Origin of the sequence: Plastoroseomonas hellenica (genome assembly GCF_018129085.1) — a bacterium.
Lineage (GTDB): Bacteria > Pseudomonadota > Alphaproteobacteria > Acetobacterales > Acetobacteraceae > Plastoroseomonas > Plastoroseomonas hellenica.
The window spans coordinates 67,357-91,191 of sequence record NZ_JAAGBB010000001.1; the positions used below are offsets into that span (position 1 = coordinate 67,357).

Below are 23,835 nucleotides of genomic sequence, written 5' to 3' on the forward strand. Positions count from 1 at the left end.
GCGGCGCGTGAACGATGTCGAGCTCGTGGCGGTCACCAAGCGCTATGGCGGCGCTGTCGCCGTCGATGCTATCGACCTCGCGATTCCGACCGCGTCCTACACCTGTCTCCTGGGACCCTCGGGCTGCGGCAAGACCAGCACTCTGCGCATGATTGCCGGCCACGAAAGCGTGAGTGACGGCGATATCCTGCTGGCCGGCCGCAACGTGACCCTGCTGCCGCCGGCGAGCCGCGGCACCGCGATGATGTTTCAGAGCTACGCGCTGTTCCCGCATCTCTCGGCGCGGGACAACGTCGCTTTCGGCCTGCGCATGCGCGGCACCCCTAAGGCGGAGCGTCTGGCCAAGGCGGACCAGTTTCTCGACCTGGTGCAGCTCGGCGCGCTGGCCGACCGATTGCCGGCACAGCTCTCCGGTGGGCAGCAGCAGCGCGTGGCGCTGGCCCGCGCGCTGATCACCGGCCCGCGCGTGCTGCTGCTCGACGAACCGCTCTCGGCCCTCGACCCCTTCCTGCGCGCGAAGATGCGGGAGGAGCTGAAGCGCCTGCAGCGTGAGCTCGGCATCAGCTTCATCCACGTGACCCACAGCCAGGAGGAGGCGATGGCGCTCGCCGACCTTGCGGTGGTGATGGATCATGGCCGAATCGTGCAGGCGGCACCGCCGCGCGAGGTGTTCGAGCGTCCCACCTCGGCCTTCGTCGCCCGCTTCATCGGCGGCCACAACGTGCTGCCGCGCGGCGAACGGGCCGTCGCGGTGCGCACCGACCGCTGCCGACTGGACGCCGGTACGGAAGGGCCACGGCTGGAAGGCCGGGTGCGCGCCCTGGAATATCTCGGCAGCACCGTGCGCGTCGTCGTCGCCACCCCTGATGGGACCGAGGCGGAGGCGCTGCTGCCGGACAGCGCCTTCGCCTCCAGCACGGTAACGCTGGGCGATGCCGCGACGCTCGCCTGGAACGCAGCGGATGAGCACGCGCTGGCCGCCTGACCACTGTGTCCGGCGCGGATCTTGCAACACTTGCGACGCATCTGCCTCAGGAGAGAGACGATGAAGGATCAGAGCCTGCCAGGCCGCACCTCGCTCACCCGCCGCGGCGCCCTTGCCCTCGCCGGCGCCGCCGTCGGATCGGGTGCTGTCACCGGCTTCCCGACCATCTGGGCGCAGAACATCCGCAACATCACCCTGCGCCAGGCGGGCACCGGCGTCTCCGGCCTCAACGCCATCGCCGAACAGTGCAAGAAGGACACCGGCATCACCCTGCAGCTCACGGTGATGGACACCGATGCGCTGGCCCAGCGCGCGGCCACCCAGCCGCGCAGCTTCGACATCGCCGATATCGAGTACATGACGACCAAGAAGGTCTATCCGGTCGGCACCATGCAGGCGATCGAGCGCCGCCGCATCACCCATGCCGACAAGATCGTGCCGATCTTCACCACCGGCCGTCTGACGCCTGCCAGCGCCATCGCGCAGGGTACCGCGCCGCACACCGTGGGCTTCGTCGCGAACCGCCTCGCCACCGCCTTCGAGCCGTCGCAGACCGAGTGGATGACGCTGATCCCGACCATCTACAATGCTGACACGCTCGGCATCCGGCCGGACCTGATCAACCGCCCGATCACCAACTGGAAGGACCTCGTGGACCCGGCCTTCCGCGGCAAGGCCTCCATCGTCAACGTCCCGAATATCGGCATCATGGACGCGGCGATGGTGATGGAGAGTGCAGGCCAGGCGCCCTATGCCGACAAGGGCAACATGACGCGGGCCGAGATCGACCGCACCACCGCCTTCCTCATCGACCTCAAACGCCAAGGCCATTTCCGGGCGTTCTGGAAGACCTTCGACGAGAGCGTGAACCTGATGGCCTCGGGGGAGGTGATCATCCAATCCATGTGGTCCCCGGCGGTGGCGGCCGTGCGTTCGCGCGGCATCGCCTGCACCTACCAGCCGCTCGCCGAGGGCTATCGCGCCTGGGGCGGCGGGCTCGGCATCGCGCGACACGTCTCGGGCCTGCAGCTCGACGCGGCCTATGAGTACCTCAACTGGTATCTTTCGGGTTGGACCGGCGCCTACCTGAACCGGCAGGGCTACTACTCCGCGGTGCTCGAGACCGCGAAGGCGCAAATGAGCCCAGCCGAATGGGATTTCTGGATGGAAGGCAAGCCCGCCGCCACCGACATCCTGGCGCCCGACGGTCGCGTGATGGAGCGTGCCGGTGCCGTGCGCGATGGCGGTTCCTTCACCGAGCGCATGGGCAAGGTGGCGTGCTGGAACTCGGTGATGAACGAGGAGCGCTACATGGTCCAGAAATGGAACGAGTTCATCGCGGCCTGATGCGCGGTACCGTCGTTTCCTGGCTGCTGGCGGCGCCGCTCGCGCTCGTGCTGGCCGTCTTCCTGGTCGTTCCGCTGGTCGTGCTCGTCGCGGTCAGCTTCTACGACTATGACAGCTTCCGGCTGATCCCGGATTTCGTGTTCACCAACTATATCGAGGTCTTCGGCTCCCCGGTCACCTGGCGCACCTATGCGAAGACCTTCTGGTTCGCCGGCATCACCTGGGCGATCACGCTGATGCTCGGCTTCTGGATCGCCTACTACCTCGCCTTCGTGGTGGAGGGCACCGGCAGGCGCACGCTGCTGTTCCTGCTCTGCACCATTCCCTTCTGGACCTCGAACCTGATCCGCATGATCGCCTGGGTGCCCTTCCTTGGGCGCAACGGGCTGCTGAACCAGGCGCTTCTGGGCGCGGGCGTGATCGACCAGCCGCTGGAGTTCCTGCTGTTCTCGGACTTCGCCGTGGTGCTCGCCTTCGTGCATCTCTACACGCTGTTCATGGTGGTGCCGATCTTCAACACCATGATGCGCATCGATCGCCAGCTGATCGAGGCCGCGGTCGATGCCGGCGCGGATTTCTGGCGCGTGCTGCGCCATGTGATCATCCCGCTCTGCAAGCCCGGCATCGCGATCGGCAGCATCTTCGTCATCGTACTGGTGATGGGCGATTTCGTGACCGTGCGGCTGATGAGCGGCGGGCAGAGCGCCTCGGTTGGGCTGATGATCAGCAACCAGATCTCGCTTCTGCAATACCCGGCAGCCGCCGCCAATGCCGTGGTGCTGCTCGCGGTCGTGCTGCTGATGGTGGCCGCGATCCTGCGCGCCATCGATATCCGCAAGGAGCTGTAGTCCCATGCCCGGGCGCTTCGGCCGCGGCCTGCTCACGACGCTGTTCGGTGCCTTCGTGCTGTTCCTTTATGGGCCGACGCTCACCATCATGGTGCTGTCCTTCCAGGGGCCGGATGGCGGGCTCACCTTCCCGATGAACGGGGTGTCGCTGCACTGGTTCGGGCGGCTGTTCGAGCAGCAGGCGGTCGGTGACTTCGGTGCCTCGGTCACCCGCTCGCTCATTCTCGCGGCGCTGGTCACGGCAGCGACGGTGGTGATCTCGCTTTCCGCCGGCATGGCTTTCCGGCGCCGCTTTACGGGATCGGCGCTGCTGTTCTATCTCACCATCAGCAGCCTCATCCTGCCTTCGATCCTGGTCGGCCTCGGCATCGGCCTGTCCTTCAATCAGGCGGAGCTGGAGCCCAGCTGGTGGGGCTCGGCCCTGGGGGCGCAGCTCACCTGGACGCTGCCCTTCGGCCTGCTCATCATGCTCGCCGTCTTCAACCGCTTCGACCACGCCTGGGAAGAAGCGGCGCGCGACCTCGGCGCGACATCCTGGCAGAGCTTCGCCCATGTGGTGCTGCCGATCGTGGCGCCGAGCGTGATCGGCATCGCGCTGTTCGGCTTCACCCTCTCCTTCGACGAATTTGCGCGCACGTTGCTGACCGCCGGCACTGACAACACCTTGCCGCTCGAGATCCTCGGCATGACGACGACGGTGACGACACCGGTGCTCTACGCGCTCGGCAGCATGAGCACGCTGCTCTCCTTCCTGGTGATCGGCTTGGCGCTGCTCGGGCTGCTGCGCTACCGGGCCAGAGCATGATCGCTTGAGGTCGAATCACCGAAAAGCGTGGATCATGCGATCCAACAAAGTGCCTGGGCATGATCGCTTCAGCTTGAGGCGATCATGCCCAGGCGTGGCGGCTGAGGCCGTCCACCCTCAACGCAGCGTCTGCAGCAGGTGCAGCAGCAAGGTGCCACGCGGCACGATGGTCGCGATGTCCAGGAACTCGTCATTGGTGTGCGACCCGCCGCCGAAAGGCCCGAGCCCATCCAGCACGGCGGCAAAGGGGATGCAGAACTGGCCGTCGGAGCCGCCCGAGCCTTCCCCGGTCGGCAAATCCTGCAGCTCGAAGCCGATATCCGCCGCAAGTCCGCGTGCCTGTTCGAACAGCGCCGCCACGTCCGGCCGTTCCTGCTTGGTATAGGGGAAGCGGTTCATCCCGCCGGTGACGGTCAGGGTCACGTCCGGGGTCACAGGCTGCAGGCCCTCGATGCGGGCCACCATCTCCACCGCATCGGCCATGGTCGGCACCCGCAGGTCGATGCTGGCGGCCGCATGCTCCGGCACGACATTGGCTGCGGTGCCGCCCTCTATCATCCCGACGCTGACGGTGATGCCGCGGTCGTAGTCCGTCATGCTCTCGAGTGCAATGATCTGGTGCGCCAGCTCCTTCACCGCGCTGCGGCCCTGCTTGTGCGCGCTGCCGGAATGCGCGGGCCTGCCCTGCACAGTCAGGTCGAAGCGCGCCAGCCCCTTGCGCGAGGTGACGACGCGGCCGCCGCCACGCGCGGCTTCCAGTACCAGCGCATACTTCGCGCGCTTCGCTTCCGCCTCGATCAGTGGGCGGGAGCTCTGGCTGCCGACCTCCTCGTCGGCGACATAGACGATGGTGAGCGGCAAGGGTGTCCTGGTTCCGGTCTCCAGCAGGCGGCGCAGCGCGGCGAAGCAGGCATGCGCGCCGGCCTTCATGTCGTTGATGCCGGGGCCGTGGGCGCGGCCGGCTTCCGTGCGGATCGGGTTGCGCGCCAGACTGCCAATTGGATGCACGGTGTCGAGATGGCCGAGCATGACGATGCCGCGCTCGTTCGACCCGGCATTCCAAGGCGCCCGCACCACCAGATGGTCGCCGCGGCCGAGGGTGCCGGGCACCCGCTCCACGGTCGCGCCGATGCCCTCGCAATCGGTCTGCACGCGATCCATCAGCCGGTTCACCGCAATGGCATCGGAGGTCGGGCTTTCCAGCGCCACCCAGGCGTTCAGCCCTTCCAGGAAGCGTTCCGGGGTGTCGAATGCGAGCAGAGTCACGACGTCTCCTTCAGGCGGCTTGATGCTGATCTTGGCCGGTCAGGTGGCAGGCGGCGCGGCCGCCGCCCGGGCAAGGGAGCAACGCCGGCGCCTCGCGCGCGCAGCGTTCGAACACCGCCGGGCAGCGCGGGTGGAAGGCGCAGCCGGAGGGCAGCGCCAGCGGATTGGGAAAGACGGTGCCGAGCCGCATTGCCGGCAGACCGAGCGACGGATCCGGTGTGAGCGCGGAAGCGAGCAGCGCCGCCGTATAGGGGTGCTGCGGCGCGCCGAGGACGCGGCCGGCCTCACCCTCCTCCACCACCCGGCCGAGATACATCGCGGCCACCCGTCCCGCGAGCATGTGCACCACCGCGAGGTTGTGGCTGATGAAGAGGTAGGAGAGGCCGAGCCGTTCCTTGAGATCGAGCAGCAGGTTCAGGATCTGCGCCTGCACCGAGACATCGAGCGCCGAGGTCGGCTCGTCGCAGACCACGAGGGTGGGGCGCAGCACGAGGGCGCGGGCGATCGCCACGCGCTGCCGCTGCCCACCCGAGAGCTGCGACGGAAAGGCCTCCGCATGGCGTGGCGCCAGGCCGACGAGCCCCAGCATCTCCGCGACCGCGTCGCGCCGCTCGGCCACGGTGCCGACACCGTGCACGATCAGCGGCAGGCCGATGATGGATGCGACGTCCCGCCGTGGGTTCAGCGAGGAATAGGGATCCTGGAACACCGGCTGCACGAGGCGTCCGCGCTCCAGCCGACCGAGGCTGGCGATCGGCCGGCCATCGAGCAGCACCTCGCCCTCACTCGGCGCTTCCAGCCCGAGGATCATACGCGCCAGCGTGGATTTGCCGCAGCCGGATTCGCCGACCAGCCCCAGCACCTCGCCACGCTCCACTCGCAGCGACACGCCGGCGACCGCGGTCAGCGTCCGCCGGCGCGCCATCAGCCCGCCGCCGACGCCGTAGCGCTTGTGCACGCCGCGCAGCTCCAGGATGGGCGAGGCGGCGTTCATGCGGCGCGCTCCAGCGCATTCTCGGGCAGCACGCAGCGCCAGGCATGACCTTCGGCATCGCCGCGCACCGCCACCGGCTCGGTGCAGGCCGGCATGGCATGGGGGCAGCGGCCACGAAAGGCGCAGCCCTGCATGTCGCCCACCAGCGATGGCACCAGCCCGGGAATGGTGCCGAGCCGCGTGCCGGGCGGGGTGCGGCCCGGCTGCGGGATGCAGTCCATCAGCCCGCGCGTATAGGGGTGGCGGGGCGCATCGAAGACCACCGCGGCCGAGCCTTCCTCCACCACCTCGCCGGCATACATCACCGCCACGCGGTCGGCGATGCGCGCCACGATGCCGAGGTCATGGGTGACCAGCACCAGCGCCATCCGCATCTCCCGCTGCAACTCCGCCAGAAGCTGCAGGATGCCGAGCTGGATGGTGGCATCGAGCGCCGTGGTCGGCTCATCCGCCAGCAGCAGGTCGGGGCCGCACATCAGCGCCATGGCGATCACCACGCGCTGCCGGAGCCCGCCGGAGAGCTGGTGCGGGTATTGCCCCAGCCGCCCGGCAGCGCCCGCGATGCCAACCCGCTCCAGCAGCGCCACGGCGCGGTCGCGCGCGCTGCGCCGATTGCCCTTGCCATGGCGAAGGAAGGTCTCGGTGAGCTGGTCTCCGATGGTGAGCGAGGGGTTCAGGCAGGTCATCGGATCCTGGAAGATCATCGCCATGCGGTCGCCGCGCAGCGCGCGCAGCCGGCTGGCCGGCGCGCGCAGCAAATCCTCGCCCGCGAAACTCAGCCGCTCCGCCCGGCGCGCGGCGATCGCCGGCAGCAGCCCCATGAGCGCCAGCGATGTGAGCGATTTGCCGCAGCCGCTTTCGCCCACGATGCAGAGCGTTTCGCCGCGGCGCGCGGTCAGCGACACGCCGCGCACCGCATGCAGCATGCCGCCTGGCGTCGGGATGTCCACCTCGAGGTTCTGGACATCCAGCACGATGTCGCCGGCGCCGCTCATGACCGGCCCTCGGGCGCCGTAATGTCGCGAATGCCGTCGCCCAGCAGGTTGATCGCCAGCACCAGCAGGCAGATCGCAGCCCCCGGCAGCATGATCATCCAGGGCTCGAAGAGCATGAACTCCTTCGCCTCGCTGACCATCAGCCCCCAGGAGGGCAGCGGTGGCTGCACCCCGAGGCCGAGGAAGGAGAGCGCCGCCTCCAGAAGGATCGCCTGCGCCATCTCGTAGCTGGCGATGACGACGAGGCCGGAGAGGACATTGGGCAGCACCTCGCCCCAGAGGATGCGCGGCACCGAACAGCCAATGGCGCGCGCGGCGGTGATGTATTCGCGCCCACGCACCTGCATGGTGGCGCTGCGCATCACCACGGCAAAGCGGTCCCACAGGAGCAGCCCGAGCACCAGCACCACCACCTGCAGCGACCCGCCCAGCACCGCGACGACCGCGAGCGCCACCATAACGACGGGCAGAGAGAGGCGCGTGGTCACCAGGAAGGACACCACCATGTCGGTGCGGCCGCCGAAATAGCCGGCCGCGATGCCAAGCACGGTGCCGATCACGCCGGAGACCAGCATGGTGAAGAAACCGATCAGTAGCGAGATGCGCGCCCCGTAGATCAGCCGCGAGAGGTAGTCGCGCCCGAGATTGTCGGTGCCCAGCAGATGGGCAGGATCCGACCGTTCCGCATCCACGAAGGCGGGCGGCGTCATGCGGGTGTCGAGCGACTGCTCATAGGGATCATGCGGTGCGACCAGCGGTGCCGCGACCGCCATGATCGCGATGAGGCCGAGCACCAGCGCCGCCACGACCAGGCCGGGATTGCCCAGCATGCGCCGCCAGAGCCGGCGCTGCGGCATCGGCGCTGCCGCGTGGGCGGGCAGGGCGGCATCGGCGATGGCGGAGGCAGCGGGGATCGGGTCCATCTCAGGCTCTCATCCTTCCCGGATGCGCGGGTCGAGCCACGCGTTCAGCAGATCCGACACCAGGGTCAGCAGCACATAGAACAGCGCAACCACCAGCAGGATGCCCTGCACCACCGGGAAGTCCTTGCGCGAGATCGCTTCCCAGGCGAGGTAGCCGATGCCCTGCAACGCGAAAACCGTCTCGATCACCACCGAGCCGGAGAGCATGTTGCCGAACTGGACGGAGGCGAGCGCCACCACCGGCGCCACCGCATTGCGCAGCGCGTGCTTCACCAGCACCACATGCACCGGCAGCCCCTTGGCATGGGCGGTGCGGATGTAATCCGCCCCCAGCACCTCCACCATGCCGGCGCGGGTCAGCCGCATCAGCACCGGGGTCGAGAACCAGCCGAGCGCCACCGCCGGCATTACGAAATTGGCGAGGCTTTCGGTGCCGGAGACCGGCAGCCAGCCGAGCGTCAGCCCGAAGAAGAAGATCAGCAGCAGCGCGAACCAGAAGGACGGCATCGCCTGCCCCAGCACCGCAATCCCAAGGGCTGTGCGATCGATCCAGGTATTGCGCCACATCGCTGCCACGACGCCGAGCGGGAGCGAGAGTAGCAGCGCGATGACCAGCCCGAGGCCCGCCAGGATCGCGGTGTTCGGTAGCCGGTCCAGGATCAGATTCGCGACGCTTTCCGGATAGAACAGCGAACGCCCGAGATCGCCGGAGAGCGAGCGCAGCAGCCATTCGCCATATTGGACGACCAGGGGACGGTCGAGCCCGTAGAGCGAGCGGATGCGTTCGATCTCGGCCGGCGCTGCCTCCTCCCCGGCCAGCGTGGTGGCGAGATCGCCGGAGACCCGCAGCAGCAGGAAGGCGATGGCCGAGACCGCGAGGGCGACGGCCAGCGCCAGCAGCAGCCGCCTGGCGGCGAAACGCAGCACGGGGCTGGGACCTCAGCGGCGCCAGCGCGCTTCGAAGAAGCGGGGCACTTCGTCGGCGGAGGGGCGGAACTCCAGTTGGCTGTTGAAGGCGTAAGTCAGCGGGAAGGTCCACATCGGCAGCCAGTAGGCCTGTTCGGTGATGCGCCGGATCGCCGGGGCATAGGCGGCCAGCCGCACCTGCGGGTCGGTCGAGCTGTCGCCGCGGCGCAGCAGCGCCGCGACATCGGGGTCGCGCGCCATGTCGTTCGGCGTGCCGCCGAAGAAATAGGAGGTGATGGCCGCGACATCGTAGAGCGACGTCGATCCCCAGGCAGCCATGTTGAGGCGCACATTGCCGGCCCGGACCTCCGAGGAGGAGGTGTCGGCCTGCACCCAATTGAGGCGGGCACGAATGCCGACGGCGCGGAGCTGGCCGATCACGGCTTCCACCCAGGGCCGCTCGCGATAGGCCATCAGCGATACCTCGAACCCGTCCGGATAGCCGGCCTCGGCCAGCAGCGCGCGGGCGCGGGCGGGGCTGTAGTCGTAGCGGGTGATCCCTTCCTGGGTGCAGCCGAACTGCTCCGGATGGCAGGGCGTGTGCAGCACCTGCGCGCCCTCGCCGACCAGGTTGCGCACGATGCCGACGCGATCGATCGCGTGCGCGACCGCCTGGCGCACGCGGAGATCGGTCATCGGATTGTTCTCACGTCCCGTGCGGCCGCCGGCATCCATGCCCATGTAGACGATGCGCACCGTCTCACCGCTGACGATGGTCAGGTTGCGCCGGGTGCTGAGGTTGCGCGCCTGGTCCGGCAGCACGCGCCAGATCCAGTCGAGGCCGCCGGTCAGGAGCTCGGCAATCCGGGTATTGCCTTCGGGGATGCGGCGGAAGATCAGGCGCTCGATCGCCGGCTGGCCCTTGGCGCCGCCGAAATAGCGGTCGAAGCGCTGCAACACGGTCTGCCGTCCGGGCGCCAGCTCCGCCACACGATAGGGGCCGGTGCCCACCGGCTCGCGCGCCATGCCCTCCAGCCCGACCCGCTTCAGATAGTCGCTCGGCATCACCACCACATTGGTCAGGTATTCCTGCCAAGGGCCGTAAGGCTCCTTCATGATGAGGCGGACGGTGCGCGCATCCACAACCTCCGCGCGCGACAGCCAGGCGACGCGCTGGAAGTTCACGATCCTATTGGCGGGATCGAGCATGATATTGACCGTGTCGGCCACGTCCTGCGCATCCACCACTTCGCCGTTATGGGCGGTGATGCCGTCGCGCATGCGCAGCTCGATCGTGGTGTCGTCCACCAGCCGCACCGATTCCGCCAAATGCATGCGGTACTCGCCGGTCGCCGGATCGCGATAGGTGGGAGCATCCCAGATCAGGTAGCCCATCACCACGCCTTCGCGGACGGTGTTCTGATAGGGGATGATGTTGGCGGGCTCGCTGTCGGAAGCCCAGCGCAGGGTATTGTCGGCGGGACCTGCCTGCACGGCGGCGATGCCGATGCTGCACAGCAATGCGGCGGCAGCGGCGATACGCGCGATGACGCTCATGTTCACATCTCCCTGGACGGGGAACGGTAGTCCGTCGTTCCTCGCTGTCAACGCTTTCGCGCCCCGCATGGCAATGCAATCATCGGACCACGCAGCGGATCGGGGAGGCCAGCGATGTCGGGCAGCAATGACAGGGGCGACCGCGACGGCGCGATCGCGCGCGCGCATGGCTACTTCGACGACGGCCGCTACCTCGCGTCGCTCCGCCGCCTGGTTGCGGTGCCGACCGAGAGCCAGATGGCGGGCAGCGCCGATGCGCTGCGCCGCTACTGCAGCGACGCGCTGCCGCCCGAATTCGATGGGCTCGGCTTCGAGGTCGCGGTGCTGGAAAACCCGCGTGCCGGCCGCGGCCCGGTCATGCTGGCCACCCGCATTGAGGATCCGGCGCTCCCGACCGTGCTGATCTATGGCCATGGCGACGTGGTCCGTGGCCTGCCGGAGAAATGGCGCGCCGGCCTCGACCCCTGGAGCATCGCGGTGGAGGGCGACCGCTGGTATGGCCGCGGCACGGTCGACAACAAGGGCCAGCACCTGATCGCGATCCAGGCGCTGCGCGCCGTGATCGAGGAACGCGGCTATCTCGGCTTCAACGCCAAGGTCTTTGTCGAGACCGGGGAGGAGGCGGGGTCGCCTGGCCTCCGCGACCTGATGCAGCGGGACGCGGCGCGGCTCACCGCCGATGCGTTCATCGGCCTCGACGGTCCGCGCCAGGCGACCTTCCTGCCGGACCTGAAGCTCGGCGCGCGCGGCGGCGTCGCTTTCGACCTGGTCGTGAAGCTGCGCGAGCACGCGGCGCATTCCGGCCACTGGGGCGGTGTGCTGGCCGACCCTGGCTTCATCCTGGCGCATGCGCTGTCCTCCATCGTCACCCGCCAGGGCCGCATCCTGGTCGCTGGCTGGCTGCCGGCCTCGGTGCCGGAATCGGTGCGCCGCGCCTGCAATGACCTGGTCCTGGAAGCGGTGCCCGGCACGCCGGTGCCCGATCCCGGCTGGGGCGAGCCAGACATGAGCGTGACGGAGCGCATCTTCGCCTGGACCAGCGTCATCGTGCTGGCTTTCATCACGGGACACCCGGACGCACCGACCAATGCTGTGCAGCCGGAGGCACGGGCGCGGCTGCAGGTGCGGCACACGGTCGATGTGAAGGGCGGTGAGATCATGCCGGCGCTGCGCCGCCACCTCGACGCCCAGGGCTTCCCGGAGGTGCAGATCGTCCCGGTGATGGAGCGCGACATGTTCAGTGCCTCCCGCACCGATCCTGACGATCCCTGGGTGCGGATGGTCGCCGCGTCCATGCAGCGGACCTGCGGCCGGGCGCCGAACATCGTGCCGAACTCCTCGGGCTCCAACCCGTCCGACATCTTCATGGAGGAGCTCGGCGTGCCGGTGATGTGGATTCCGAACAGCTATGCCGGCTGCAACCAGCATGGACCGGACGAGCACGCCCTGGCCCCATTGCTGCGCGAAGGCCTGGGGCTGATGGCCGGTATCTGGTGGGACATCGGCGGCGGCCACGCGCCCAAGCGCCCGCCCCGCTAAGGCGTGGTGACCTGAAGCGGAATCGCTGAAGGTCTGAATCACGCGATCAAGCATCGGCTTCAGCGCCGGATCCGTGGCAGCACCACGCGGTTCACCTTGCCGATCCCGGAATGAGCGGCGGCATCGGTGATTGTTGTCGATCATCCCGACTTCCGGGGTATCGTCCGCCGACAGGCCGACGGTCGGCGCGATGCAGACGGTGCGTTGCCCTTGGGCAGCGCACCGCATCGGATGGCTGAGCCCGAGTGCGCGTCTTGTCCGCGATGCGCGGATTGGAAAGAGTACCGGACTTGAGCAACGAGATACCGATGCTGGCATCGCCCGCCCATCCGGATGCCGACTGGCTGCCGCGTGGCGCGCGATGGCTGGTGATCTCCGGCGCCGCGCTTTTCGTTGCCGCCTGCATCGCCGCGGGGCTGCTGCTGTCGCATCTGCACCGGCAATTCAATGCGGATGCCCGGCGCGAGCTCGGCAACCTCGCGCTGGTGCTGGCGCGTTACACCGAGAACAGCTTCCGGTCGGTCGAGCTCCTAGAGGATGGCCTCCTGGAAATGGTGGGCAGCCTCAACATCCGCAGCGGGCAGGAGTTCGACGAGCAGCTCTCCACCCTCGGGGTGCACCTGGACCTCCAGGCGCGGATCGCGGCACTGGTTCATGTCGATGCGGCGTTCTTCGCCAATGCGCAGGGTATAGTCGTCGCCTCCTCGCGGAGCTGGCCCCAGACCGCCGCCGCCTCGATCGCCGACCGCCCCTATTTCGAAGTGCTCAGGGACAATCCGGGGCGGCGGCGCTACCTGGCGCCGCCGACGCCGGGTGTTCGGAGCGGCATCCGGAACATCTATCTGACCCGCCGGATCGATACCGCCGACGGACGCTTCCTGGGCGTCGTCGGCGCCGCGCTCAGCCTCTCGGAGCTCGAGGCCTTCCTCAGCCGCATCGCCCTTGGTGCGGGCAGCGCCATCTGCGTCTGGCGGCGCGACGGCGTCCTCATGGCCCGTCACCCGCCCGCCGATGCCATCATCGGGGGCCCGCCACCTGGCAATTTGGGCTTCCAGAACATCCTGCAGCGAGGGGAGAGCGGCATCTACCGCGCCAGAAGCGCGGTGGACGGCGAGGATCGTATCGTCGCTGCCCGTGCCCTTACGGATTATCCGGTCGCCGTGACGGTATCCCGACGCGGGGATGACGTGCTGGCGCTCTGGCGGCGGGAGGCCGGCTATACCGCCGCCGCGCTGCTGGCGCTGGCCATCGCCATCCCCGGGGTCGTCCTGCTCGGCATCCGGGCGCTCCGCAGCCGCGACCTGCTCGAACAGGCCCGAACCGAAGTCCGGGTGCTGGAGGAGCAGCGCCGCAGCCAGGCGCAGATCGCGCATCTGGCGCATCACGACCCGCTGACCGGCCTGGCGAACCGGTTGCTGCTGCGGACCCGGCTCGACGAGGCGGTGGCGCGTGCCCGGCGGGGGCAGGCCTGCGCGGTGCTCTGCCTCGATCTCGACCATTTCAAGGACGTCAACGACACCTTGGGCCACGCCTTCGGCGACATGCTGCTGCGTGCCGTCACCGAGCGCATCCGGACGGTGGTCAGGGAGACGGACACCATCGCGCGGCTCGGCGGCGACGAATTCGCCGTCGTGCAGACCGGGGTCGATCATCCGGACGATGCCGGCGTGCTCGCGCAGCGGCTCATCGCGGCCCTCGGCGTCCCCTTCGACCTCGATGGCAATCACGTCATGGCCGGTGTCAGCATCGGCATCGCGGTCGCCCCCGATGATGGGCTGGACTCGAACCAGCTCCTGCAGGACGCCGACATGGCGCTGTACCGCGCGAAATCCGCCGGCCGCGGCTGCTACCGCTTCTTCGAAGCGGAGATGAACGCACAGGCGCTGCTGCGGCGAACCTTGCAGGTCGATATCCGGCGCGGCCTCCAGGCCGGAGAGTTCGAACTCTTCTACCAGCCGCAGGTCAGCCTCCCGGCGCGGCGCCTGACCGGGTTCGAGGCACTGCTGCGCTGGCGCCATCCCGAACGCGGGCTGCTCACCCCCGACCGCTTCGTCCCGCTGGCCGAGGATATGGGCCTGATCCTGCCGCTGGGCGAATGGGTGCTCACCCAGGCCTGTGCCGAAGCTGCCGCATGGCCGGCCGACAAGAAGCTCGCGGTCAACCTCTCCCCCGTTCAGTTCACCGGCAGCTTGGTCGAGACCGTGACCACCGCCCTGCATGCGGCCGGCCTCGATGCCGCCCGGCTGGAGCTCGAAGTCACCGAGACGGTGCTGCTGCGCGAGACGGAGGCGACGCTCGTCACCCTGCACCGCCTGCGGGGACTCGGTGTTGCCATCGCACTCGATGATTTCGGCACGGGCTATTCCTCCCTCGGCTATCTGCAGCGCTTCCCCTTCGACAAGGTCAAGATCGACCGGACTTTCATCCGGAGCCTCGGCAAGTCCCGGGAGAGCGACGCCATCGTGCGTTCGGTGATCGATCTCTGCGACGCGCTGGACATGGTCACCATCGCGGAGGGTGTGGAGACCGAGGAACAGCGCCGTATCCTGACCGCGCAGGGCTGCGACGAGGCGCAGGGCCATCTCTTCGGCCGGCCGATGACCGTGCCGGAGATCCGGGACCTGCTGCGTGTCCAGATCGCGCCATTGCCGGCGCCGCCCCGAGCTTCGGCCTGAGGGGGCGGCCGAGCAGGCCGGCGACCATCGGGCGGAGGCGACGGATGCCGAGCTGACCTCTATCGCGTTCTATCCGCGCGGCCCTGGGGCGCCGCGGCGCAGCCCGTCCATCAGCAACTCCGGAACCCGCCCGGATCGCAGGCGCCAATCGGGCGCTGAGTAGATGCCCGCCATCGCCTGCATGATGTCCTCTGTCTCGACATCGGCGCGGATCGAGCCTGGGAGCTGCCGATCACGGTCGACCGGCTCGGGGGCCGATCAGAGGCAGCTCTCGGCCACCATCACCGCCGCCCGCGCGTCGAAGCTCACCGCCTTCCCCGCGGCGGCGGAGATGATCAGCGAGAGCTGCGCGCGATCGATCGCGACATCCGGCATCGCGGTGCCAGGCCGTGTCGCATGGGTCTTCAACGCATGGCGGATGCCTTCGACCGCGGCCTGCAGATTGGCGACTTCCATGGCGTCATCGCCGAGCGTGGCGATGAGATCCTGCAGGGTGAGGGCGGCCAGATCGGCGATGGTCGATATGTCTGAGGTCTTGCTTGCGGGCACGAGCACCGAAGCGAAATGGGCGGACATGCAGGCGTACTCCCTGGACCGGACATATGGCGTGCCGCCGCTGAATCCCAAGACGCGGGCGGGCTGCGGCGGAAACGCTGCGAAGGTGTTCCGGTTGCCCAGCCCTGTCCGCCCGCAGGGCGGCCCAGGGATCTCAGGGTTCGGCGACGGTTCCGTCGCATAACGCGCGCCGGCACCAGCCGATGAAGGCCTGGGTGGTGGAGCGCCGCTGTGCCAGCGCGGTGGTCGCGATGAAGTAGCCCGCGCCGTCGTCATGGACGACGTCGAAGGGCCGCACGAGGCGGCCTTCAGCGATCGCCTGTGCAACATGGCTGCTGCGCGCCATGGCGACGCCCTGTCCCGCTTCCGCCGCCGCCAGCGCGAGGGCGGTTTCGTCGAAGCGCGGACCGACCCGGCCCAGCGCCGGGTCGAGCCCGGCGGCGTGCAGCCAGGTCGCCCAATAGGGGCGCTCGGCATAGTGCAGCAGCACCTCGCCGCGCAGGAAGGCGGTCGGATCGGGCATCGGGTCGCGCAGCAGGGCAGGCGCGCAGACTGGGAACATGGTCTCCCGGGTCAGGGGCAGGATGACCGGCTCGCTCCACGACTTGCCGTCGCCCAGGCGGATCGCGAGGTCGGCGTCGGAGCGGTCCAGCGGCGTGTAGTAGCGATGGCTGTCGATGCGCAGGTCGATCCAGGAATGCGCGCGGATGAAGCTGCCGATGCGCGGTGCCAGGACGCGGAGCGCGAAGGTGCGCGAGCAGGAGACCGCGAGCGTGGTCGGCCGCCGCGGCTGGCCGATGCGATAGAGGCCGGTCGAGAGCTCGGAGAAACCGCGCACGACATAGTCGCTGAGGAGGTCGCCCGCCTCCGTCAGCACCAGCCCGCGCGGGCCGCGGCGGAAGAGCTGCTCATGCAGGCGGTCCTCCAGCGCCCGGATCTGGCGGCTGACGGCACCCTGGGTCATGCCGAGCTCCACGGCCGCGCGGACCATGTTGAGATGGCGGGCGGCCGCCTCGAAGACCAGAAGGGCGCGCAGCGGCAGGCGATCCAGCGCCCGCGGGTGATCCGCGTTCATGGCGGCCGAGGCTATAGTGCGCCGCCGGGGGCAGCAATCGCGCGCGCATGCCGCTCATGCGCCGCCAGCGCATGCGCGGCCATGTCGGCGAGCAGCGATCCGCCGCCCCGCGTCCGGTAGGCCATCCAGATCCGCGACACCGCCCGTGGCTCCGCCAGCGGCAGGATGCGCAGCTCCGGCAGGCGCAACCGGCAGAGCGAGCGCGGCAGGATGGAGATGCCGAGGGCATTGCCGACCAGCGCCAGGATGGAGCCGTTCTGGTTCGCCTCCTGCGCGATGCGCGGCGTGAAGCCGGCAGCCTCGCAGATTGCCGCGACATGATCGTGCAGGGCATTGCCGGCGCGCGGTGAGAAATGGATGAAGGGCTCCTCGGCCAGGGCCGTCAGCGGCACCGGCACCCGGCTGCGTGCCAGGCGGTGCGTCCGGTGCAGCACAAGCATCATCGGCTCCCGCATCATCTCCACCAGCCGGTGCCCCTTCGGAAGCTGCGGCGGCGTGCCGTAACGCAGGAAGGCGAGGCCGAGGCTGCCCTCGGCCAATGCTTCGATCGTCGGGTGCGCCGCGGTCTCCCGCAGCACCAGGCGCACCGCGGGATGCGCCTTCCGAAAAGCGAGGATGGCATCGGCGATCGGCGGCGCCAGCAGGGCGGAGGGGAAGAGGCCGATCGCCAGCTCCCCGATCTCGCCGAGATGGGCGCGGGATGCGACCATCCGCGCCCGGTCCGCCTGGGCGAGGGTCGCCCGCGCCTCCGCGAGAAAGAGCCGCCCGGCCTCGGTCAGCGCGACGCGGCGGTTGGTGCGTTCGAAGAGCCGCACGGAGAGCTCGGTCTCCAGCGCGCGGATCTGCTGGCTGAGCGGCGGTTGCGAGATGCCGAGCCGGTCGGCGGCGCGGCCGAAATGCAGCTCCTCGGCGAGGACGGTGAAGTAGCGGAGGTGGCGCAGCTCCATGGAATGATATCTGGCAGATATCATTTTAATTGGAAATCATATTGGAGACTATCGTCTGCCGGCCCCAGACTTCCGGGATGCGCGCCTTCCGCGCCGCCACGGGGACCGAGCCATGCATCTGACCTCCCAACGCCTCGACCGCATCGCCGGATCCGCGACCACGGCCGTGCGCATGGCCGCGGCGCGCCTGGCGGCGGAGGGGCGGGACATCCTGCGCATCTCCTCCGGCGAGCCGGATTTCGACACGCCACGCAATATCCGGGATGCCGCCATCCGCGCCATCGAGGCGGGCGAGACGAAATACACCGACGTCGCCGGCACCAGGGCGCTCAGGGAAGCAGTGGTCGGGTATTTCCGCCGCGAACATGCCCTGGACTACAAACCGGAGGAGATCGTGGTCTCGACCGGCGGCAAGCAGGTGATCTTCAACGCCCTGCTCGCCACTATCAATCCCGGCGACGAGGCGATCATCCCCGCGCCCTGCTGGGTCAGCTATCCGGAGATCGTCTCGCTCGCCGAGGGCAAGCCGGTCATCGTCCCGGCTGGCCAGGACCAGGGCTTCCGGATCACCGCGGCCCAGCTCGAGGCCGCGATCACGCCGCGCACCAAGTGGCTGATCCTGAACAATCCGTGCAACCCGACCGGCGCGGTCTATGACGCTGATGCGTTGCGGCCACTGGCCGAGGTGCTGCTGCGCCACCCGCAGATCCATGTCTTCACCGACGATATCTACGAGAAGCTGGTCTATGACGGGGTGAAGTCGGCGACGATGGCGGCGGTGGAGCCGCGTCTCAAGGGCCGCACCGTCACCATGAACGGCTGCTCGAAAACCTGGTCGATGACCGGCTGGCGCATCGGCTTCGCCGGCGCGCCGCTGCAACTGATCAAGGCGATGGACAAGCTGCAGAGCCAGAGCACCAGCAACACCTCCTCGATCAGCCAGGCTGCTGCCGTCGAGGCGCTGAACGGCCCGCAGGAGAGCGTGGAGGTGATGCGCCAGGCCTATCTCCGCCGCCGCGACATGGTGGTGGCGTTGCTGAACGAGGCGCCTGATGTCGCCTGCCTGACGCCGCAGGGTGCCTTCTACGTCTTCCCCTCGATCCATGCCTGCCTGGGCAAGACCACGGCGGGTGGACGCAAGCTCGCGACCGACGAGGATTTCGTCGCCGCCCTGCTGGAGGAGGAGGGCGTCGCCGCGGTGCAGGGCAGCGCCTTCCTGCTGCCCGGACATATCCGGCTGAGCTACGCCGCCGCGGATGACGTGCTGCGCGAGGCCTGCATCCGCATCCGGCGCTTCTGCGCCTCCCTGGTCTGAGGGGCGTCGCCATGACCGAAGCCTTCGATCCGATCACGCTAGAGATCTACTGGAACCGCCTGATCTCCGCCGCCGACGAGGCCGCGACCGGGCTGCTGCGCACCGCCTTCTCCACCATCGTGCGCGAGTCGAACGACTTCGCGACCGTGCTGATGGACCGGCGCGGCGAATCCGTCGCCGAGAACACCGGCGGCCTCGCCTCCTTCTCCTGCATCCTGCCGCGCACCACGAAGGCCTTTCTGGAGAAGTTCCCGCTGGAGACCTGGAAGCCCGGTGACACCGTCATCACCAACGATCCCTGGATCGCGACCGGACATCTGCCTGATTTCACCGTGGTGACCGGCATCTTCCATCGCGGCCGGCTGGTCGGCTTCGCCGGATCGATCTCCCACTCGCCCGACATCGGCGGCTCGCTCTGGGCCGCGGATTGCCGCGAGATCTTCGAGGAAGGCATCCGCATCCCGATCACCCATCTGCTGCGCGAAGGCCAGTGGAACGAGGCGATGCTGGAAATCCTGCTCGGCAATGTGCGGGTGCCGCGCCAGGTGCTGGGGGACCTGCAGGCCCAGGTGGTGGCGAACGAGGTCGGTGCCCGCCGTATCGCGGAATTCCTCGATGATACCGGCCTCGACGACCTCGAAGGCCTTTCGGCCGCCTTGCAGGAACGCACTGACCGCGCCATGCGCCGCGCCATCGCCGAACTGCCCGATGGCACCTATGCCGCGGAGATCGGCGCCGACGGCTTTGATGCGCAGAAGACCCTGATCGCCTGCACCGTCACCGTGCGCGGCGACACCATGCAGATCGACTACACCGGCACCTCGCCGCAGATCGACCGCGGCATCAATTGCCCGATGAACTACACCCACGCCTATTCGGTCTACCCAGTGAAATGCGCGCTGGATCCCTTCACGCCGCGCAACGAAGGCTCCTACCGCGCCATCACGGTGACGGCGCCGGAGCGGTCGATCCTGAACCCGCTCTACCCCGCGCCAGTCAGCGCACGGCAGCTTACCGGCCATCTGCTGGCGGGTGCGATCTACAAGGCGCTGGCGCCTGTCATGCCGGAGAAGATCATCGCCGAATGCGGCGGCGCGCCGACCATGCGCGCTCTGTTCAGCGGCGCACGGGCCGATGGCGACAGCTTCTCCCAGGTGCTCTTCGCCAGCGGCGGCATGGGTGCGGCGCCGCACAAGGATGGCATGGCGGCGACCGCTTTCCCGACCAATGTCGGCGCCGGCAGCATCGAAGCCTATGAGAGCGTGGCGCCGATCACCGTCTGGAAGAAGCGGCTGCGCCAGGATTCCGGCGGCGCCGGCCGTTTCCGCGGCGGCCTCGGCCAGGAGGTGGAACTGGAGATCCGAACCACCACGCCCGCCCGCCTTTCCCTGCTGTCTGATCGGCATGAGCATCCGGCGAGCGGCATCCTCGGCGGGGAGGCGGGCGGGCCTTCTGTCGTGCGCTTCGCCGACGGCAGCAAGCCACATCCGAAATCCCGCACCACGGTGCCGCCGGGCGCGCGGCTGACGCTGCTCTATGCCGGCGGCGGCGGCTATGGGCCGCCGCGGGAGCGCGACCGTGACGCGGTGCGCGCCGATCTCGCCGATGGCTACATCTCCCCGGGCGCCGCCCGCGATACCTACGGGCTGGAGTGATCGGCATGGCATCCGGGACTGCGACCGCCCGCATCGGCATCGATGTCGGCGGCACCTTCACCGATCTCGTGCTGCACGACGCGGCCCGCGACATCACCCATACCGGCAAGCTGCTGACCACGCCGGACGACCCGAGCCGCGCGATCATCGACGGCACCGTGCGCCTGCTGGAGGAGACCGGGCTGACGCCGGCCGACCTGCACAGCGTGATCCACGGCACCACGCTGGTGACCAACACGATCATCGAACGCACCGGCGCCACCGTCGGCTTGCTCACCACTGAGGGCTTCCGCGACAGCATCGAGATCGGGCGCGAGACGCGCTACGACCTCTATGACCTGTTCCTGGAGACGCCGACCACCCTGGTGCCGCGCCGTCGCCGGCTGGAGGTCCCGGAACGCATCGGCGCCGATGGCGATGTGTTGCTGCCGCTCGACGAAGCCGCGGTCGCTACCGCCGCCCGCCGGCTGGTGGAGGAGGAGAAGGTGGAGGCGATCGCCGTCGCCTTCCTGCATTCCTACCGCGACGCCCGGCACGAGAAGCGCGCCGGCGCCGTCATCAACGCGCTCTACCCGGCGCTGCCGCTTTCGCTCTCGGCCGAGGTGGCGCCGGAGATCCGCGAATACGAACGCGCCAGCACCGCCTGCGCGAATGCTTATGTGCAGCCGCTGATGGCCCGCTACCTCGATCGGGTCGAGGCGGCGTTGATCGAGCGCGGCTTCCACGGTCGTCTCTACATCATGCTCTCGGGCGGCGGCATCACCACGGTGCGGGAGGCCAAGGCCTATCCGATCCGCCTGATCGAAAGCGGGCCCGCGGCGGGCGCCATGGCCTCCTCCTTCATCGCCAGGATGGCGGGGCTGGAGCGGGTGGTCTCCTTCGACATGGGTGGCACCACGGCCAAGATGTGCCTGGTCGAAGGCTACGAACCAAACCACAAGTTCGATTTCGAGGCCGGGCGTGTCCGCCGTTTCCAGAAGGGCTCCGGCCTGCCGCTGAAGGTCTCGGTCGTCGACATGATCGAGATCGGCGCCGGCGGCGGCAGCCTGGCACGCGTCGATCCGGCCTCCGGCCTGATGAAGGTCGGGCCGCGCAGCGCCGGCGCCATGCCGGGCCCGGTCTGCTATGGCCGCGGCGGCACGGAGCCGGCGGTGACCGACGCCGACCTGGTGCTTGGCCGGCTCGATCCGGCCTATTTCCTCGGCGGTGAGATGAAGCTCGACCCGGACCGAGTGACCCGCGCCTTTGCCGAACGTATTTCGGCCAAGATCGGCGTCGATGCGGAGCAGGCGGCACTCGGCGTGCAGCGCATCGTCGATGAGACGATGGCGGCCGCGACGCGCATGCACCTCGCCGAGAAGGGCAAGGATCCGCGCCGCTTCACCATGATCGCCTTCGGCGGCGCCGGCCCGGTGCATGCCTGGAACCTGGCGCGGCTCCTGAAGATGCGGCGCGTGGTGGTGCCGCTCGGTGCCGGCGTTGCCTCCGCGCTCGGCTTCCTGGTGGCGCCGCCCGCGACGGACATGGTGCGCAGCCATGTCGCGCGGCTGGAGCGCCTCGATTGGGATGCGGTCAGCGCCCTCTTCGCGGAAATGGCCGCGGAAGGCCGCGCGCTGCTGACCGAGGCGGGGGCGGCGGAAGGCGCGATCAGCTTCCGCCCGGTCGCCGAGATGCGCCATGTCGGCCAGGGCTTCGAGATACCGGTGCCGCTGCCGTCGATGTCGCTCTCCGCCGCCGACCTGCCGGTGATCCGCGAGGCTTTCTTCGCTGCCTATCGCGACCGCTTCGAGCGCAGCATGGAGGACAGCCCGATCGAAGCGCTGAGCTGGCGCCTGGCCTGCGCGGCGCCGGGCCAGCACATCGACCTGGGTGGCGCGGTGAAGACCAAGCCGGGCACCGGCGGGGCCGTGCCCCGCGCCACGCGGCGCGTGCTGTTCGAAGGCGTGGGCTGGCAGGACTGCCCGGTCTATGACCGCTACGCGCTGGCGCCCGGCGCCGCCTTCGCTGGCCCCGCCCTGGTGGAGGAGCGCGAATCCACCTGCGTCGTCGGTCCCGGCAGCAAGGTCCATATCGATCGCTTCCTGAACCTCGTCATGGACCTGGAGTAGGCGCGCCGCCATGGCCGGGCCGCTCGATGATCCGGCGCCGCTGCCCGCCGTCTATCGCAGCCGCTCGCCCGCGGAGCCGCCGGCACCGCCGCTCGAAGGCGACGCCACGGCGGATGTCGCGATCATCGGCGGTGGCTTCTGTGGCCTGAGCGCCGCGCTGCACCTCGCGGAAGCCGGGCTTGCCGTGGCGCTGCTGGAAGCACGCGGCATAGCCTCCGGCGGCAGCGGCCGCGCCTTCGGCCAGGTCGTGCCCTACGCCAAGCATGGCGAGCCGCATCTCCTCGCGCATTTCGGGGAAGCGGCGGGACTGCGCCTGATCGTGGCACTCGCCCAGGGTCCGGACCTGGTCTGGGATCTGATCGATCGCCACGGCATCGCCTGCGACGCGGTGCGCAACGGCCTGCTGTTTGCCGCGCATGTGCCCGCCGCCGAGGCCGGCCTCGAAGCCCGCGCCGCCTTCTGGCAGGCGCGCGGCGCGCCGGTGGAGATGCTGGACGCCGCACGCACCGCCGAACACATCGGCAGCCTGCGCTACAGCCGGGCGCTGCTCGACCGGCGCGGTGGGCACATCAACCCGCTGGCCTATGCGATCGGTCTCGCGCAGGCCGCGGCGAAGGCTGGCGCCCGTCTGCATGGCGACAGCCTCGCCACGTCGCTGGTGCGGGAAGGCGAGGGCTGGCGGCTGCAAACGGCACGCGGGTCACTTCGCACGCGGCACCTGGTGATCTGCGGCGGGGCGTATTCGGACGATCTCTGGCCGGGGCTCCGCCGCAGTATCCTGCCGATCCGCGCGCATCAGCTCGTCACCGCGCCGCTATCGGACAATCTCCGCGCCGGCATCCTGCCGCAGGGCCAATCTGTTACCGACACGCGGCGGCTCTATTCCGGCCTCCGGATGCTGCCGGGCGGCCGGATGCATCTGAGCGTGGATGGTTCCGGCTTCGGACCCTCGGTGACCTATCGCGAGAAGGCCGCCGAACGCTTGCGCGCCCTCTTCCCTGAGATCGGCGACCCTGTGTGGGAAGAAAGCTGGACCGGCTGGGTGGACATGTCCGCCGATCAATACCCGCATCTGCACCGCCTGTATGACACCGCCTGGGCGGCGATCGGGCTCTCGGGGCGCGGCATTGCCTTCGGCACGCTGCTGGGACGGGAGATCGCGCGCCGCATCGCGCAGCCGGAGCACCCGGCGCTGTTCATGCCGGTGACACCGCTGAAGCCCATGGCCTTGCGCCCGGTTGCCGAGCCGCTGGTTGCCGCTTTGATGGCCTGGTACCGGCTACGTGACCGCGCCGAGCTTGGCGGCAAGGCTTAGAGACCTTTGGAAATGGCGTCGGCGG

At 69.1% G+C, this 23,835-nt stretch carries 19 protein-coding genes; 10 read left to right on the forward strand and 9 right to left on the reverse strand.

Going from position 1 to position 23,835, the window contains the following annotated elements; translation table 11 throughout:
• Positions 1–7 precede the first annotated feature (7 nt).
• The 4 genes from GXW71_RS00230 to GXW71_RS00245 are packed head-to-tail and all read left to right on the forward strand — an operon-like array spanning position 8 to position 3,985.
• Complete coding sequence (locus GXW71_RS00230) at positions 8–985, forward strand: ABC transporter ATP-binding protein (RefSeq protein ID WP_211850259.1); 978 nt, start codon at positions 8–10, stop codon at positions 983–985.
• Between the two features lie 60 nt (positions 986–1,045).
• Positions 1,046–2,332 (forward strand): ABC transporter substrate-binding protein, encoded by a 1,287-nt coding sequence (locus GXW71_RS00235; RefSeq protein ID WP_211850260.1) that lies wholly within the window; start codon positions 1,046–1,048, stop codon positions 2,330–2,332.
• Positions 2,332–3,180: an ABC transporter permease gene (locus GXW71_RS00240; RefSeq protein WP_246526162.1), complete on the forward strand. Its 849-nt coding sequence runs from the start codon at positions 2,332–2,334 to the stop codon at positions 3,178–3,180. Before GXW71_RS00235 ends, GXW71_RS00240 begins: the two co-directional genes overlap by 1 nt.
• 4 nt (positions 3,181–3,184) lie before the next feature.
• A complete protein-coding gene (locus GXW71_RS00245; protein ID WP_211850262.1) occupies positions 3,185–3,985 on the forward strand; it encodes an ABC transporter permease in 801 nt (266 codons plus the stop codon).
• A 117-nt stretch (positions 3,986–4,102) separates the two neighbouring features.
• On the opposite strand, the gene GXW71_RS00250 is transcribed toward GXW71_RS00245, so the two are convergent.
• Genes GXW71_RS00250 through GXW71_RS00275 form a run of 6 tightly spaced genes read right to left on the reverse strand, consistent with a single transcriptional unit; the run spans position 4,103 to position 10,626 of the window.
• Positions 4,103–5,251, reverse strand: a complete 1,149-nt coding sequence (locus GXW71_RS00250) for a M20 family metallopeptidase (protein ID WP_211850263.1) — start codon at positions 5,249–5,251, stop codon at positions 4,103–4,105.
• Positions 5,252–5,261: 10 nt separating this feature from the next.
• Complete coding sequence (locus GXW71_RS00255) at positions 5,262–6,245, reverse strand: ABC transporter ATP-binding protein (protein ID WP_211850264.1); 984 nt, start codon at positions 6,243–6,245, stop codon at positions 5,262–5,264.
• On the reverse strand, positions 6,242–7,240 hold the full coding sequence (locus GXW71_RS00260; RefSeq protein ID WP_211850265.1) for an ABC transporter ATP-binding protein: 999 nt from the start codon (positions 7,238–7,240) through the stop codon (positions 6,242–6,244). The genes GXW71_RS00255 and GXW71_RS00260 overlap by 4 nt, the downstream gene beginning before the upstream one ends.
• On the reverse strand, positions 7,237–8,163 hold the full coding sequence (locus GXW71_RS00265) for an ABC transporter permease (protein ID WP_211850266.1): 927 nt from the start codon (positions 8,161–8,163) through the stop codon (positions 7,237–7,239). Before GXW71_RS00265 ends, GXW71_RS00260 begins: the two co-directional genes overlap by 4 nt.
• Positions 8,164–8,172: 9 nt before the next feature.
• Positions 8,173–9,090 (reverse strand): ABC transporter permease, encoded by a 918-nt coding sequence (locus GXW71_RS00270; RefSeq protein WP_211850267.1) that lies wholly within the window; start codon positions 9,088–9,090, stop codon positions 8,173–8,175.
• 12 nt (positions 9,091–9,102) lie between these two features.
• Positions 9,103–10,626, reverse strand: coding sequence for an ABC transporter substrate-binding protein (locus GXW71_RS00275; RefSeq protein ID WP_211850268.1), 1,524 nt, complete (start codon positions 10,624–10,626; stop codon positions 9,103–9,105).
• Positions 10,627–10,740: 114 nt separating this feature from the next.
• Here GXW71_RS00275 and GXW71_RS00280 point away from each other — a divergent pair, with 114 nt between their 5' ends.
• Together GXW71_RS00280 and GXW71_RS00285 are read left to right on the forward strand one after the other, a co-directional pair.
• Positions 10,741–12,165 (forward strand): M20/M25/M40 family metallo-hydrolase, encoded by a 1,425-nt coding sequence (locus tag GXW71_RS00280; RefSeq protein WP_211850269.1) that lies wholly within the window; start codon positions 10,741–10,743, stop codon positions 12,163–12,165.
• Between the two features lie 308 nt (positions 12,166–12,473).
• Positions 12,474–14,840 (forward strand): putative bifunctional diguanylate cyclase/phosphodiesterase, encoded by a 2,367-nt coding sequence (locus tag GXW71_RS00285; protein WP_211850270.1) that lies wholly within the window; start codon positions 12,474–12,476, stop codon positions 14,838–14,840.
• 258 nt (positions 14,841–15,098) lie between these two features.
• Here GXW71_RS00285 and GXW71_RS00290 read toward each other — a convergent pair whose 3' ends face one another.
• The 3 genes from GXW71_RS00290 to GXW71_RS00300 form a co-directional block, all read right to left on the reverse strand.
• On the reverse strand, positions 15,099–15,416 hold the full coding sequence (locus GXW71_RS00290; RefSeq protein ID WP_211850271.1) for a hypothetical protein: 318 nt from the start codon (positions 15,414–15,416) through the stop codon (positions 15,099–15,101).
• Between the two features lie 133 nt (positions 15,417–15,549).
• A complete protein-coding gene (locus tag GXW71_RS00295) occupies positions 15,550–16,470 on the reverse strand; it encodes a LysR substrate-binding domain-containing protein (RefSeq protein WP_211850272.1) in 921 nt (306 codons plus the stop codon).
• 11 nt (positions 16,471–16,481) lie between these two features.
• Complete coding sequence (locus GXW71_RS00300; protein ID WP_211850273.1) at positions 16,482–17,417, reverse strand: LysR substrate-binding domain-containing protein; 936 nt, start codon at positions 17,415–17,417, stop codon at positions 16,482–16,484.
• 112 nt (positions 17,418–17,529) lie between these two features.
• Between GXW71_RS00300 and GXW71_RS00305 the strand changes: the two genes are divergently transcribed.
• Genes GXW71_RS00305 through GXW71_RS00320 form a run of 4 tightly spaced genes read left to right on the forward strand, consistent with a single transcriptional unit; the run spans position 17,530 to position 23,810 of the window.
• Entirely contained in the window at positions 17,530–18,732 is a 1,203-nt protein-coding gene (locus tag GXW71_RS00305; RefSeq protein WP_211850274.1) for a pyridoxal phosphate-dependent aminotransferase, read from the forward strand.
• Positions 18,733–18,743: 11 nt separating this feature from the next.
• Entirely contained in the window at positions 18,744–20,387 is a 1,644-nt protein-coding gene (locus GXW71_RS00310; protein ID WP_211850275.1) for a hydantoinase B/oxoprolinase family protein, read from the forward strand.
• A 5-nt stretch (positions 20,388–20,392) separates the two neighbouring features.
• Entirely contained in the window at positions 20,393–22,495 is a 2,103-nt protein-coding gene (locus GXW71_RS00315; RefSeq protein ID WP_211850276.1) for a hydantoinase/oxoprolinase family protein, read from the forward strand.
• Between the two features lie 10 nt (positions 22,496–22,505).
• The gene (locus GXW71_RS00320) at positions 22,506–23,810 is read left to right on the forward strand and encodes an NAD(P)/FAD-dependent oxidoreductase (protein WP_211850277.1); all 1,305 of its coding nucleotides are present in this window, start codon (positions 22,506–22,508) and stop codon (positions 23,808–23,810) included.
• Positions 23,811–23,835: the final 25 nt, after the last annotated feature.

What these genes read in the sequence shown, in the direction of transcription:
- GXW71_RS00235 (WP_211850260.1), top strand. Translation starts at nt 1,046, where the DNA reads ATGAAGGATCAGAGCCTGCCAGGCCGCACCTCGCTCACCCGCCGCGGC.
- GXW71_RS00240 (WP_246526162.1), top strand. Translation starts at nt 2,332, where the DNA reads ATGCGCGGTACCGTCGTTTCCTGGCTGCTGGCGGCGCCGCTCGCGCTC.
- GXW71_RS00245 (WP_211850262.1), top strand. Translation starts at nt 3,185, where the DNA reads ATGCCCGGGCGCTTCGGCCGCGGCCTGCTCACGACGCTGTTCGGTGCC.
- GXW71_RS00255 (WP_211850264.1), bottom strand. Translation starts at nt 6,245, where the DNA reads ATGAACGCCGCCTCGCCCATCCTGGAGCTGCGCGGCGTGCACAAGCGC.
- GXW71_RS00260 (WP_211850265.1), bottom strand. Translation starts at nt 7,240, where the DNA reads ATGAGCGGCGCCGGCGACATCGTGCTGGATGTCCAGAACCTCGAGGTG.
- GXW71_RS00265 (WP_211850266.1), bottom strand. Translation starts at nt 8,163, where the DNA reads ATGGACCCGATCCCCGCTGCCTCCGCCATCGCCGATGCCGCCCTGCCC.
- GXW71_RS00275 (WP_211850268.1), bottom strand. Translation starts at nt 10,626, where the DNA reads ATGAGCGTCATCGCGCGTATCGCCGCTGCCGCCGCATTGCTGTGCAGC.
- GXW71_RS00280 (WP_211850269.1), top strand. Translation starts at nt 10,741, where the DNA reads ATGTCGGGCAGCAATGACAGGGGCGACCGCGACGGCGCGATCGCGCGC.
- GXW71_RS00285 (WP_211850270.1), top strand. Translation starts at nt 12,474, where the DNA reads ATGCTGGCATCGCCCGCCCATCCGGATGCCGACTGGCTGCCGCGTGGC.
- GXW71_RS00290 (WP_211850271.1), bottom strand. Translation starts at nt 15,416, where the DNA reads ATGTCCGCCCATTTCGCTTCGGTGCTCGTGCCCGCAAGCAAGACCTCA.
- GXW71_RS00295 (WP_211850272.1), bottom strand. Translation starts at nt 16,470, where the DNA reads ATGAACGCGGATCACCCGCGGGCGCTGGATCGCCTGCCGCTGCGCGCC.
- GXW71_RS00300 (WP_211850273.1), bottom strand. Translation starts at nt 17,417, where the DNA reads ATGGAGCTGCGCCACCTCCGCTACTTCACCGTCCTCGCCGAGGAGCTG.
- GXW71_RS00305 (WP_211850274.1), top strand. Translation starts at nt 17,530, where the DNA reads ATGCATCTGACCTCCCAACGCCTCGACCGCATCGCCGGATCCGCGACC.
- GXW71_RS00310 (WP_211850275.1), top strand. Translation starts at nt 18,744, where the DNA reads ATGACCGAAGCCTTCGATCCGATCACGCTAGAGATCTACTGGAACCGC.
- GXW71_RS00315 (WP_211850276.1), top strand. Translation starts at nt 20,393, where the DNA reads ATGGCATCCGGGACTGCGACCGCCCGCATCGGCATCGATGTCGGCGGC.
- GXW71_RS00320 (WP_211850277.1), top strand. Translation starts at nt 22,506, where the DNA reads ATGGCCGGGCCGCTCGATGATCCGGCGCCGCTGCCCGCCGTCTATCGC.